The organism is Metasolibacillus sp. FSL H7-0170, assembly GCF_038593115.1.
Taxonomy (GTDB): domain Bacteria; phylum Bacillota; class Bacilli; order Bacillales_A; family Planococcaceae; genus Metasolibacillus; species Metasolibacillus fluoroglycofenilyticus.
This window is the reverse complement of sequence record NZ_CP151964.1, coordinates 2,285,001-2,298,562: the sequence shown is the minus strand read 5'-3', so window position 1 is coordinate 2,298,562 and position 13,562 is coordinate 2,285,001. Positions and strand designations below refer to the sequence as shown.

Annotated in this window: 14 protein-coding genes (1 of these 14 only partly in view); all 14 read left to right on the top strand. The window is 42.3% G+C overall.

The genetic code is table 11. From position 1 onward, the window contains the following. Positions 1-333: 333 nt before the first annotated feature. The gene (locus MHH70_RS10660; RefSeq protein WP_066165514.1) at positions 334-1,293 is read left to right on the top strand and encodes an ABC transporter permease; all 960 of its coding nucleotides are present in this window, start codon (positions 334-336) and stop codon (positions 1,291-1,293) included. A gap of 16 nt (positions 1,294-1,309) precedes the next feature. Continuing rightward, the gene (opp4C, locus tag MHH70_RS10655) at positions 1,310-2,230 is read left to right on the top strand and encodes an oligopeptide ABC transporter permease (RefSeq protein WP_066165511.1); all 921 of its coding nucleotides are present in this window, start codon (positions 1,310-1,312) and stop codon (positions 2,228-2,230) included. Positions 2,231-2,238: 8 nt separating this feature from the next. After that, on the top strand, positions 2,239-3,222 hold the full coding sequence (locus MHH70_RS10650; RefSeq protein ID WP_342471473.1) for an ABC transporter ATP-binding protein: 984 nt from the start codon (positions 2,239-2,241) through the stop codon (positions 3,220-3,222). After that, a complete protein-coding gene (locus MHH70_RS10645) occupies positions 3,219-4,190 on the top strand; it encodes an ABC transporter ATP-binding protein (protein ID WP_342471472.1) in 972 nt (323 codons plus the stop codon). The genes MHH70_RS10650 and MHH70_RS10645 overlap by 4 nt, the downstream gene beginning before the upstream one ends. A 113-nt stretch (positions 4,191-4,303) precedes the next feature. Continuing rightward, positions 4,304-5,233, top strand: a complete 930-nt coding sequence (cysK, locus tag MHH70_RS10640; RefSeq protein WP_066165503.1) for a cysteine synthase A — start codon at positions 4,304-4,306, stop codon at positions 5,231-5,233. A gap of 214 nt (positions 5,234-5,447) precedes the next feature. Next, positions 5,448-6,854, top strand: coding sequence for an anthranilate synthase component I family protein (locus tag MHH70_RS10635; RefSeq protein WP_066165500.1), 1,407 nt, complete (start codon positions 5,448-5,450; stop codon positions 6,852-6,854). After that, complete coding sequence (gene pabA, locus MHH70_RS10630; protein WP_066165498.1) at positions 6,851-7,426, top strand: aminodeoxychorismate/anthranilate synthase component II; 576 nt, start codon at positions 6,851-6,853, stop codon at positions 7,424-7,426. The genes MHH70_RS10635 and pabA overlap by 4 nt, the downstream gene beginning before the upstream one ends. A gap of 6 nt (positions 7,427-7,432) precedes the next feature. Beyond that, positions 7,433-8,284, top strand: coding sequence for an aminodeoxychorismate lyase (gene pabC, locus MHH70_RS10625; protein ID WP_066165495.1), 852 nt, complete (start codon positions 7,433-7,435; stop codon positions 8,282-8,284). A gap of 3 nt (positions 8,285-8,287) precedes the next feature. After that, positions 8,288-9,139, top strand: coding sequence for a dihydropteroate synthase (gene folP, locus MHH70_RS10620; protein WP_342471471.1), 852 nt, complete (start codon positions 8,288-8,290; stop codon positions 9,137-9,139). Then, positions 9,139-9,510: a dihydroneopterin aldolase gene (gene folB / locus MHH70_RS10615; RefSeq protein WP_066165489.1), complete on the top strand. Its 372-nt coding sequence runs from the start codon at positions 9,139-9,141 to the stop codon at positions 9,508-9,510. Before folP ends, folB begins: the two co-directional genes overlap by 1 nt. After that, positions 9,503-9,991 (top strand): 2-amino-4-hydroxy-6-hydroxymethyldihydropteridine diphosphokinase, encoded by a 489-nt coding sequence (gene folK, locus MHH70_RS10610; RefSeq protein ID WP_342471470.1) that lies wholly within the window; start codon positions 9,503-9,505, stop codon positions 9,989-9,991. Before folB ends, folK begins: the two co-directional genes overlap by 8 nt. 220 nt (positions 9,992-10,211) lie before the next feature. Next, the gene (dusB, locus tag MHH70_RS10605) at positions 10,212-11,228 is read left to right on the top strand and encodes a tRNA dihydrouridine synthase DusB (RefSeq protein ID WP_107943718.1); all 1,017 of its coding nucleotides are present in this window, start codon (positions 10,212-10,214) and stop codon (positions 11,226-11,228) included. Between the two features lie 229 nt (positions 11,229-11,457). After that, complete coding sequence (lysS, locus tag MHH70_RS10600) at positions 11,458-12,990, top strand: lysine--tRNA ligase (RefSeq protein ID WP_342471469.1); 1,533 nt, start codon at positions 11,458-11,460, stop codon at positions 12,988-12,990. Between the two features lie 167 nt (positions 12,991-13,157). After that, positions 13,158-13,562, top strand: partial view of a putative zinc-binding metallopeptidase gene (locus MHH70_RS10595; RefSeq protein ID WP_342471468.1) — the 5' portion only. The gene runs 579 nt beyond the window's last position; 405 of the gene's 984 nt are visible here — the first part of the coding sequence; it begins with the start codon at positions 13,158-13,160; the stop codon falls past the right edge of the window.

The following is a 13,562-nucleotide window of genomic DNA, read 5'->3' as shown; positions in this document are numbered from 1 at the left end:
CATACTAAGATAACGATTAAGTGATCAACGTCATGTTGTCCAGACTTGCGGCGGATGTTACAGATTTTGAAGGAAGGCCTGCACGATGCAGGTCAGTTGACCGTTGTCACACGACGTGGCGGTTTCAGGTTAACTTCCACCACCGAGCCCGAAAAAATCTGGACGCAATTACGCCGGGGCGTAATTGATTTTTGTAAAAGTAATGAAAAATCCGCTTTACTTGTCGGAGAGAAGCGCTGTAATCCTCTTTTTTGGGGTTACTCGTTCCACTTTCTGAATAAGTGGGAGCGGATTTTTCTTTGAAAATTTTAAAAAGCAGAAAGGAATGAGCTAATGAAGGGCTATGTTGTGAAGAGACTTCTTTACATGATTCCAACATTATTTGGGGCATCGATTTTAATTTTCTTTTTATATTCCTTAGTACCGGGAAATTTCATTGATGCAGACCAAAATCTAACGGCTGAACGAAAAGCAGAATTGTATGAATTGCATGGATATAATGAGCCAGTCGTTATTCGTTATTTTATTTGGCTAAAAAATTTATTAAAAGGTGATTTAGGCTATTCGCTACAGTTTCAATTACCTGTTGGTGAAGTAATCGGAAATTACATATGGAGTTCGTTTATCGTAGCGCTGGCATCGTTAATTTTGACGTGGTTAATCGCTATTTTAGTTGGAATCATATCAGCGATTCGACAATATTCAATATGGGATACATTTATAACAATTATTGTCTTTGCTGCAATGGCAACACCATCTTTTTTCCTAGGGTTAGTAATTATTAAAATATTTGCGGTTGATTTAGGGTGGCTGCCTGCTGGGGGCATGATTACTACTGGCAGTAACTTTACGGGCTGGGATTATGTAAAAGATGTGGCAGAGCATATGATTTTGCCCGTTCTCGTCTTAACAATGCTTGGTATAGGCGGCTTAACGCGTTATTTCAGAACCAATATGCTGGAAGTGATTAAGCAGGATTTTATGCGGACTGCTCGGGCTAAAGGATTGAAGGAGCGAGTTGTTATTTTTAAACATGGCTTACGAAACGCATTATTACCTGCGATTACTCTGTTTAGCTTTGAGCTACCGGCTTTATTTGGCGGTGCGATTATTACAGAGCAAATTTTTAACTGGCCGGGCATAGGTGCGATTTATATGCAGGCATTTTCAGTACGTGATTATCCGCTGTTAATGGGCTTCACGATGTTTATCGCGGTGCTAACAGTGCTTAGTAATTTACTGGCGGATATTTTGTACGGAATTGCTGACCCACGAGTACGGGTGAAAAAATAAGCGAGGAGTTGAAATTGTGGAAAGTAGTGCTGCAACGCTAAAGAAAAATAAAAAACTACCGAAGCCTTCTTCATTATTAAGGCAAATCGTAAGGCGTTTTTTGCAAAATAAAATGTCGCTTATTGGATTAGCGTTTTTAATATTTATTATTTTATTGTCTTTTATAGGACCTTTTTTTTCGCCGCATATAAATTTAGGCGTTGACCCAACGAAAATAAATCAAGCACCGAGTGCCGAGCATTGGCTTGGAACGGATAAATTAGGGCGCGATGTATTAACGCGCTTAATGTTAGCTGGACGCATTTCGCTATTAGTCGGATTAGGTGCGATGGTTATGTCCGTTGTCATTGGGGGCGTGTTAGGCATTGTCTCCGGTTTTTATCGTGGTATTGTCGACCAAATTATTATGCGCATTGCTGATGTGTTAATGACATTGCCTGGATTGCCATTACTATTTATTATGGCGGCGATTTTATCAGAATGGAAAGTGCCTACGGAGTACCGCATTTATATCGTCATGCTTATGTTAAGTATTGTCGGTTGGCCGGGCTTGGCACGACTTGTGCGCAGTCAAATTTTGAGCCTAAGTGAGCGTCAATTTATGCAGGCAACAGAGGCGCTCGGCTTGCGTGATAGCCGTAAGTTATTCAAGCATTTATTGCCGAATATAGTGCCCCTCTTAATTGTCTCGGGTACATTAAGCGTTGGTGGCGCAATTTTAAGTGAATCAACATTGAGCTTCTTTGGATTAGGTGTTGTGCCACCAGATGCCTCGTGGGGGAATATGATTACTTCCGCCAATTCACTTATTGATTTTCAAAAAAGACCTTGGCTATGGATTCCACCAGGTTTAGCTATATTTTTAACAGTTATTAGCATTAACTTATTAGGTGATGGGCTGCGTGACGCAATTGATCCAAATATGAAAAGGAGGTAGGGACTGTTATGGAAAATGCGGTGTTAGACGTTAAAAATCTTTTAACTCAATATTATACTGGCGATGGCGTTATTAATGCTGTTCATGATGTTAGCTTTTCGATTCCAAAAGGGCAGACGGTATGCTTAGTAGGGGAGTCGGGCTGTGGAAAAAGCGCAGTCGCTATGTCCATTATGGGATTGATTGATGCGGGTTCAGGTGGCATTAAGGACGGCGAAATTTTATTTGAAGGCAAAGATTTGTTAAAGATGAAAAAACATGAGCTACGTCAGCTCCGTGGTAATGATATTTCAATGATTTTCCAAGAGCCAATGACCTCTTTAAATCCCGTCTTAACAATTGGCGGTCAAATAATCGAGCCGTTAATGGAGCATGAACTCATTTCGAAAAAAGAAGCGAAAAAAAGAGCATTGGAGCTAATTGAGCTTGTTGGCATCGGGCGTGCAGAGGAAATTTTTAATAGCTATCCTCATGAATTGAGTGGTGGTATGCTACAGCGTATTATGATTGCCATTGCGTTAGCATGCTCGCCTAATTTGCTTATTGCAGATGAGCCAACAACGGCTTTAGATGTAACGATTCAAGCGCAAATTTTAGATTTGCTTCGTTCATTAAAAGAGCAAAGAAATATGTCGATGCTATTGATTACCCATGATTTAGGGGTAGTGGCAGAGGTGGCAGACTATGTCATCGTTATGTATGCGGGGAGGGTGATTGAGGAAGGGCCTGTTGTGGAGCTTTTCCAAAATCCTAAGCATCCATATACGAAAGGCCTGCTAAAGGCAAAGCCTGTTATTAATCAAAGGCAAGAGGAACTATATACAATTGCAGGGCAAGTGCCGAATTTAGCTACTTTAACACCTTCTTGTTATTTTAGTGAGCGCTGTGAGCAGTGTATGGCGATTTGTAACGAGCAAATGCCGGAAATCAAGGACTTGGATAATGGGCAAAGGGTAGCTTGCTGGCTATATGAAGAGGTGACAACGATATGACGAACGAAGCGCCATTAATAGAAGTGAAACATTTGAAAAAATATTTCGGTGAAAAGGGCGGATTATTTCAGCGTAACGCAAGTGTAGTAAAGGCTGTGGATGGTGTTAGCTTTCAAATTCACCGCGGTGAAACATTTGGTCTTGTAGGAGAGTCAGGGAGCGGCAAAAGTACGATTGGGAAGAGCATTTTGCGCCTTCAATCTATTACGGAGGGGGAGGTGTTATTCGATGGCAAGGATTTGCATAAGCTTTCCAATGCAGAAATGCGCCATTTACGACCTAAAATACAATTTATCTTCCAAGACCCGTATAGCTCTCTAAATCCACGCATTCGTGTTGGTGATGCTATTGGGGAGGCATTGCTAGACCATGGATTGTGCGAAAAGCATGAAGTGGCTGAGAAAGTGAAGGAAGTACTTGAAATATGCGGACTCTCTGAATACCATATGGAGCGTTATCCACATGAATTTAGCGGTGGTCAGCGTCAGCGAATCGGCATTGCACGTGCGATTATTTTGCAACCAGATTTTATTGTGGCGGATGAGCCTGTATCAGCATTAGACGTTTCCATTCAAGCTCAGATTATTAATTTATTTAGCAAATTACAGCGTGAAAGAAATATTACTTTTCTTTTTATTTCGCATGATTTGAGTGTTGTGGAGCATTTATGTTCACGCATTGGCGTGTTATATTTAGGAACGATGATGGAATTAGGTAGCCGCGACCAGCTATACAGCAATCCGTTACATCCATATACAAAAGCACTTTTATCGGCTGTACCAATCCCAGACCCGACATTAAAACGTGAGCGCATTATTTTAAAGGGAGATATTCCGAATCCTGCGAATCCACCAAGTGGCTGTAAATTTCATACGCGTTGTCCATTTGCGACAGAGCGCTGTCAAGTAGAAGTGCCTGAATTTAGGGAAGTTGAGCGTGGTCGCTTCGTTGCCTGCCACCTTGTGTAAAAAAATTTTGTATTAGGCTTATGAATGCGTTGACAACTTCTATACTTAATTGGTAATATGTGAGTTAGGTAAAGTCTATAAACTTAGTAGGAATTATAGAGGGGATGAATGAGATGAGTAAATTAGCAAATTCAATTGCAGATTTAGTAGGTCGTACACCGATTGTTAAGTTAAATAACGCAACTGGTGAAAACGAAGGCACAGTATATGTTAAGTTAGAATACTTCAATCCAGGCAGCTCTGTAAAGGATCGTCTTGCTTTAGCGATGATTGAAGCAGCGGAAAAAGACGGAACATTGCAAGCGGGCGGTACGATTATTGAGCCGACAAGTGGAAATACAGGTATCGGTTTAGCGATGATTGCAGCAGCAAAGGGCTATAAAGCAATTTTAGTTATGCCTGAAACGATGAGCTTAGAGCGCCGTAACTTACTTCGCGCGTATGGTGCAGAATTAGTACTTACACCGGGTCCAGAAGGAATGAAAGGTGCAATTGCTAAGGCGGAGAGCTTATCGAAGGAGCATGGTTATTTCTTACCGCAGCAATTCGAAAACGAAGCAAATGCTGAAATTCATCGTTTAACGACGGGTCCAGAAATCGTAGAGGCATTTGAGGGCTTAAAGTTAGATGCATTTGTAGCGGGCATCGGTACAGGTGGAACAATTACTGGTGCAGGGGAAGTGCTAAAAGAGAAGTATCCAGAAATTGAAATTATTGCAGTAGAACCGCAGGATTCACCAGTGCTTTCTGGCGGTAATCCAGGTCCACATAAAATCCAAGGTATCGGTGCAGGTTTCGTCCCTAAGGTATTAAATACAGAAGTGTACAGCTCTGTATTTACTGTTGAAAACGAAACGGCATTTGAAGTAGCTCGCAAAGTAGCTCGTGAAGAAGGTATTTTATGCGGTATTTCTTCGGGCGCAGCGATTCACGCAGCAATCGAAACAGCTAAGCGCCTAGGTGCAGGAGCAAATGTATTAGCTGTTGTTCCATCAAATGGCGAACGTTATTTATCGACACCGCTTTATCAATTTGAAGATTAATTTTATTGAATGGGGTGTGGGAGGCAACTGTCTCTCACACCCCTTTTTTTGGAAACGGGTGTTTCAATGACTTTATATCATTTTTTTGTGACAAAATTAAAATGGCTGCATCAAGTTTTTAGCGCAAAAGAAACTGTCTACAGAGGAATTCCTCTATAGACAGTTTCTATAATTTTCGGGTTTAATAATAGTATACGTAAAGGGGTGTTACCATATGGATAAATTACAATGTGTTACTTTATTTATGACAAAGGATGCGTTTTTTTATAGCTATAAAGAGCAAACAATATTAGAGAAAAGCCATGTGTTTTTAGAGAGTGGTCGTGGTGGGCGTTACTCGATTGCTGCATGGAATCCATTTGCAACGTTATATGCAAAAGAGGGCGGTTTACAAATTGAGGAGCGAAACGGTGCACGCTTTTTGCAGGGAGACCCATTAGTATTATTAGAGCAATACCTGCATGAGTACGAAATAAAAAAAGAGGACGAGCTACCTGATTTTCAGGGCGGTGCAGTTGGCTTCGTATCGTATGATTATGCTCGTCAAATCGAGTGCTTGCCAACGATTGCACTAGATGATTTGCAAGTGCCAGATATTTATTTTTATGTTTTTGAGCATTGGGCAGTGTTCGATGAAGAGACGAATCGTGTGACATTAATGAAGCGTCCTGAAAGTGAGATGGACTTGCAAGAGTGGGCACTTAAATGGCAGGAGGCCGCGGAGCAGGGGTTAGGCAAGCGTTTATTCCATGCTGAGAAGGCGGCTGAGGTAACGAACGATGAAAGTGAGCTCTCTGTATCATTTTTAGGTGAGGAGTTTGAGCAAGCTGTGCGCAAAACACAGGAGTATATTGCACAGGGCGATGTATTTCAAGTGAATTTATCTGTGCGTCAGGCAAAGCCATTGCATGCAGCACCGATTGTTATGTATGAGGCGGTACGCTCATTTAACCCATCTCCGTATATGGCCTTTATTGCAGCACCAGAGTTTGCGGTTGTAAGCGGTTCGCCAGAATTGTTAGTGAAGCGCAAGGGTACAGCGTTATCAACACGCCCTATTGCTGGAACGCGTCCACGTGGTCAGTCAGAGGAAGAGGACATTCGTCTAGCACACGAATTAATTGATAATGAAAAAGAGCGTGCAGAACATGTGATGCTCGTTGATTTAGAGCGCAATGATTTAGGGAAAGTTAGCCGCTATGGCACTGTAGAAGTGGACGAATTTATGGTGATTGAACGCTATTCACATGTGATGCATATCGTGTCCAATGTGCGCGGCGAAATAGCGGATAACAAGACCAATGCTGATGTGATTCGCGCGATGTTCCCAGGAGGCACGATTACAGGGGCACCGAAGATTCGCACAATGGAGATTATTGAAGAGCTTGAGCCAGTGCGCCGCGGCTTATATACAGGCTCAATTGGTTGGCTCGGCTTTAACGGAGATATGGAGCTAAATATCGTCATTCGCACAGCTTATATTAAGAATGAAACGGCGTATATTCAAGCGGGTGCGGGCATCGTTATTGATTCCGTACCAGAAAATGAATATATCGAATCGCTTACGAAAGCGAAGGCGATGTGGCAAGCTAAAGGAATGGCTGAAGGGGTGTTAAAATGATTTTAATGGTTGATAACTATGATTCATTTATTTATAACTTAGTGCAATATTTAGGTGAACTGGGAGAAGAGCTCATGGTTGTGCGTAATGATGTGATTACGCTTGCGGAAATTGAAGAACTTGCACCAAAAGTAATTGTTATTTCTCCGGGCCCTTGCACGCCAAATGAGGCGGGGGAGAGTTTGAATATTATTCGCCATTTCGCTGGAAAGATTCCGATTTTAGGTGTTTGTTTAGGGCATCAAGCGATTGCGCAGGCTTTTGGGGGCAATGTTATTCGTGCAGAGCGCCTAATGCATGGCAAAACATCACCTGTTTATCATAGCGGTGTAGGTTTGCATCGTAAAAATGCCAATCCTTTTGCGGCGACACGTTACCATTCATTAATCGTAGAAAAGCATTCATTGCCGGATTGTCTAGAGGTAACATCGTGGACAGAGGAAGGCGAAATTATGGGCTTGCGTCATAAGGAGCTTGCGGTGGAAGGTGTGCAATATCACCCAGAATCAATTATGACAGAGGATGGTAAGCAGCTACTCAAACAATTTTTAGAACTGTACTGCAAGGAGTGAGGTCGTATGATTTGCTGGATGAATGGTCAATATATAGGGGCAAATGAGCTGATGATATCGCCATTTGACCACGGTTTTTTATATGGCTTAGGCTTTTTTGAAACAATGCGTACATATCAAGATGTGCCCGTATTTTTGCAGGATCATTTCCATCGTTTGACTGAATCTTTGAATATGTACCGTATTTATATGCCGTACACACTAAACGATATAGCGGAAGTGATGCATCGTTTAAATGAGTTAAATGGCGGGGGTGATGGTTATTTTCGCATAAATGTATCTGCTGGCGTACATGATTTAGGTCTTGCTACTGCTGACTATCCACAACCAATTGTAATTATTTTTCGAAAGCCTCTTGTGCTGCCTGAGCGTGGGACAGAGAAGCAAGCTGTCTTATTAAAAACGGTGCGCAATAAGCCGGAAACCGAAGTGCGCTCGAAAAGTCATCATTTTGGCAACAATGTATTAGCGCGTATGGAACTGCCAAACTTATCTAGCTATGAAGGTGTTTTTTTAACAGAGGAAGGCTATGTTGCGGAAGGGATTACCTCAAATATTTTTTGGGCTAAGCATGGTGTGCTTTATACACCAGCTTTAGCTACGGGCATATTGCCGGGCATTACACGTAAAATCATCATGACGCTTGCAAAGGCGCAAGGGTATGAAGTGCGTGAAGGTCTATATGACCGCTATGATATACAAGAGGCACATGAATGCTTTGTAACAAACTCGATACAGGAGCTTGTTCCAATTTCATCGCTTGAGCATAAATCCTTTGCGGGGGCGGAAGGGGCTATTTATCAGCGCTTACACCAATCGTATATAGCGGAAATTCGGGATATTATTAAAGGGAGATAAACAATGCTAGAACATTATAGAACGCCGCTTGTATTAAACGGCATTCCACTAGATTTTCAAAAGGAAACAGTTATTATGGGTATTTTAAATGTGACGCCTGACTCGTTTTCTGACGGAGGTAAATATGATTCAATTGATGCGGCTATTACACAAGCGAAGCGCATGGTAGCAGACGGTGCAAAAATTATAGATATCGGTGGAGAATCTACAAGGCCGGGGCATATACCTGTTTCTGAGCAAGAGGAGCTTGAGCGCATTCTCCCAATTATTCGCGCATTAGCGAGTGAGGTGCCGGCAATTATTTCTGTCGATACTTATAAGGCGAATGTGGCGCGTGCGGCAATTGAAGCGGGTGCGCATATTATTAACGATATTTGGGGTGCGAAAAAAGAGCCTAAAATCGCACAAGTTGCTGCTGAATTAGGTGTACCTATTATTTTAATGCACAATCGGCAAGATGAGGATTACGTCGATTATTGGGCGGATTTTAAAAAAGATATGCAGGAAAGCATTGGTATTGCAAGACAGGCAGGGGTGCCGGATGCCCATATTATGCTAGACCCAGGCATCGGCTTTGTGAAAAATTTACAGCAAAGTATTGAGACGATGCAGCGCTTAGACGAGCTAGTGGCGTTTGGTTACCCGGTGCTTTTAGCGACATCTCGCAAGCGGATGATTGGCACAATACTTAATCTACCTGTTGATGAGCGTGTTGAGGGAACGGCTGCAACCTGTGCATTTGGCGTGCAAAAGGGCTGCCATTTAATGCGTGTACATGATGTGAAGGAAGTAGCTCGCACAGTGAAAGTGATGGACGCATTAGTAGGCAAGTTCGAAGTGAAGGGGGAGTTGTAATGGATTATATACATTTACGTGATATGCAATTTTTCGGCTATCACGGTGTTTTAAAGGAAGAAAATGTGCTTGGTCAACGTTTTCGTGCCTCGGTTTCCCTTGCTGTCGATATACAACAGGCTGGGCAAACGGATGATTTGGAAAATACAGTGAGCTATGTTGGTGTTTACGATATTTGCCAGGAAATACTTGAGGGTAAGCCGTTTCAACTGATAGAAGCGGTGGCAGAAACCGTAGCAACAACTATTTTGCAACGTTATAAGGGGCAAATTTTCGGGTGTCGTGTGGAAATCATTAAGCCAGACCCCCCAATTCCGGGTCATTATAAAGAAGTAGCTGTTGAAATTGTGCGAGGTAAATTTTATGAATGATGTATTTTTATCAATCGGCACAAATATCGGTGAGCGAGAAGCAAATTTACAACAGGCTGTGCAATTATTGCAGGCACAAGTTGAAGTAGTAAAAGTTTCATCGATTTACGAAACGGCACCTGTCGGCTATACAGACCAGCCGTCCTTCTTAAATATTGCTGTACATGTCAGAACAACGCGCAGTGCTACGGAGATGCTTGCCCTATGCCAAGCGATAGAGAACGAGCTTGGTCGAGTGCGTGATATTCGCTGGGGACCTCGCATTATAGACCTCGATATTTTACTTTTTAATCAGGAAATAATTGCGACTGAACACTTGCTTGTGCCGCATCCACGTATGTATGAACGTGCATTTGTTGTCGTGCCTTTAGTCGAAATTAGCGAAAGTTTTGAAAGTGAGCAAATGGCGCTAGCCCGTGATACACTAGACAAGTTAGATTTACAACAAGAAGGTATTATATTGTGGGGAAAATTTGAATAAAATGGGGCGTCCTCAAAGCTAGCAACTGCACAGATTTGAGGACGCAAAGAGCTTGATGGTGCTTTTCCTAAGTGGAAAATTGAGATTTTCCCTCTGATGCGCTACCAAAACAAAATTGCCTTTCGGACAACTTCTAGCGATTTAGTGAAGGGGGCTTGCCCGTAGATACCTTTGCACCTGAAAGAAAGAGCTTAAAGTATAAAGAGGGAGGATACTCAAAGTGAATATTGCACAGCAAAAGCCATTTCAAATTGCAGACATCGTTATGGAAAATCGCGTCGTATTAGCCCCGATGGCTGGAATTTGCAACTCGGCTTTCCGTTTGACGGTAAAGGAGTTTGGTGCAGGTTTAGTTTACGCCGAAATGATTAGCGATAAAGGTATTGTTCAACGCAATGCCAAAACATTGGGCATGCTTTATATTGATGAGCGTGAAAATCCATTATCATTACAAATTTTTGGCGGGGACAAAGAAACGTTAGTAGAAGCGGCAAAATATGTAGAAGAAAATACAACAGCAGATATTATCGACATTAATATGGGCTGTCCTGTTAATAAAATTATAAAATGTGAAGCGGGCGCACGTTTATTATTAGACCCGAACAAAGTATATGAAATGGTCGCAGCTGTTGTCGATGCAGTAAAAAAGCCTGTCTCGGTAAAAATGCGCATTGGCTGGGATGAACAGCATATATTGGCGGTTGAAAATGCACAGGCGATAGAACGTGCAGGTGCATCCGCAGTAGCTGTCCACGGTCGCACGCGTGTGCAAATGTATGAGGGCAAGGCAAACTGGGACATTATTCGTGACGTCAAGCAAAGCGTCAACATCCCTGTACTTGGCAATGGTGATGTCGAAACACCACAAGATGCCAAGCGCATGCTTGAAACAACTGGTGTAGACGCCGTAATGATTGGACGAGCGGCATTAGGCAACCCATGGATGATTTACCGTACGGTACAGTATTTAGAAACAGGCGAACTAAAGGATGAGCCATCGATTCGTGAAAAAATGGATGTATGTTTACTACACTTCGAACGTTTAATGCAACTAAAAGGTGAAAGAGTCGCCGTGCGTGAAATGCGCAGCCATGCTTCATGGTACTTAAAGGGTATTCGTGGCAACGGTAAAATCCGTAACGCCGTTAACCAAGTGGAAACGAAGGAAGAGCTATATATGCTACTAAACGGCGTCGCAGCCGACTATGAAACACAAGAAAAATCGGCTTCCCTATAAATCTAATGGGAAGGCCGATTTTCGTCTTTCATATAAAGAGGGTAGAAGCCCAATTCTCCGATAGGACAAGGAAAATGCCAATTAATAAGAGTGAACCTCCGACTAGAACAGCAAAAATCACCAAAAGTCCCCCCTGATAGCCAAACCAATGGGACTTTCTCAAAATGTTCATCTACAAAAATTGCAAAAAAGATGAATCCCCTCTCGAAATTGTGTACAATAATAAAATATGGACAAAGCAGACCAATCAACTATAGGAGTGAATAACGTGTCAAATATAGAAGAATTAAACGATCAGCTTTTGGTGAGACGCCAAAAGATGACTGATATTCGCGAGGGCGGGCTTGACCCATTCGGTAGCCGCTTTGAGCGCACGCATTTATCAAATGAAGTAGTAGCAGAATTCGATGCTTTCGATAAAGAGCAGTTAGAGCAGGAGCCAAAAAGCGTAACGATTGCAGGGCGTATTATGACGAAGCGCGGCAAAGGAAAAGCGGGCTTCGCACATCTGCAAGACTTAGGTGGTCAAATTCAAATTTATGTGCGTAAAGATGCTGTTGGTGATGAGGCATATGAATTATTTAATAAAGCCGACCTTGGGGACATCGTTGGTGTGACAGGAAATGTATTCCGTACACAAGTAGGCGAACTTTCTGTTAAAGCGACAGAATTTATATTTTTAACGAAGGCGTTACGACCAATGCCAGAAAAGTTCCATGGCTTACAGGACGTAGAGCAACGCTACCGCCAACGTTATTTAGATTTAATGACGAATGCAGAAAGCAAGGAAACATTTATCGCACGCTCTAAAATCATTCGCGCCATTCGCAACTACTTAGATAACAATGGCTATCTAGAGGTGGAAACACCAATGCTACATACAATTGCTGGTGGAGCTGCGGCACGTCCGTTTATTACGCACCATAATGCACTTGATATGGAGCTTTATATGCGTATCGCAATTGAGCTACACTTGAAGCGATTAATCGTTGGTGGCTTAGAGAAAGTATATGAAATTGGACGTGTCTTCCGTAACGAAGGGATTTCAACGCGCCATAATCCAGAGTTCACGATGATAGAATTGTACGAAGCGTATGCAGATTACAATGACATTATGAACTTAACGGAAAACTTAATTGCGCATGTGGCACAAGAGGTACTTGGCACGACAACAGTGCAATACGGTGAGGATACAATCGACTTAGCTGTAGGCTGGAAACGCATGCATATGGTAGATGCAGTCAAAGAGGCGACAGGCGTGGACTTCTGGCAGCCAATGACAGTTGAAGAAGCACGTGCATTTGCAGCGGAGCATGGCGTGGAAGTGCAAAATACACATGAAGTAGGCCATATTATTAATGAGTTTTTCGAGCAAAAAGTGGAGGAAACATTAGTACAGCCGACATTCATTACAGGTCACCCTGTGGAAATTTCACCATTAGCGAAGAAAAACCCAGAGGACGAGCGTTTCACAGACCGCTTCGAACTATTTATCGTGCGTCGTGAGCATGCTAATGCCTTCACGGAGCTAAACGACCCTATCGACCAACGCGAACGCTTTGAAGCACAAATGGCTGAAAAAGCAGCGGGTAATGATGAAGCTCATGAAATGGATAATGATTTCATCGAAGCATTAGAATATGGCATGCCGCCAACAGGTGGTCTAGGTATCGGTATCGACCGCCTCGTAATGCTATTAACAAACGCACCATCAATTCGCGATATATTATTATTCCCAACGATGCGTCATACAGGGAAATAAAACAATAACGGCTATCTGGAAGTAGCGTGCTTGCCTACTTCTCTAGATAGCCTTTTTTTATGTAGACATATTTATTGAAATATTTAGTTGAATACACAGTAGAAAAGAACTGTTATTTGCTAAAATTATACTAAATTTGAAGTTTTAATAATGGGGGAGGGGAAGGAATGAAGTGGCTATCAATTATGACAGTAATATGTACGTTACTAATAATAATCGGTTGTGCAGAGTTTTCGGAAGAAGAACAAGTGCTAGATAATCTAGCTGTTACAGAAGGAAGTGTCATTGATGTGGCTGCCACAAGCGATGAGACCCTAGCGAACGGCTGTTTAATGGGAGAAGTTTATATAGCATCCGAGGATACTTGTACATTGCCTTTGAATTGCGATAATGATGCTTCTTGCGTGGCACGTGGGGATGAGCTTGTCATAATGCTTGAAGAAGAGTACGGCTCGTTAATAGCAGAAGAATCGGTATCAACAGATTTAGAAGGCATTTACGAACTTTATGTATATGAAATCGATAACGAAGAGGAAATGATTCTGACGGATGATGACGTGACAGATGAGGAT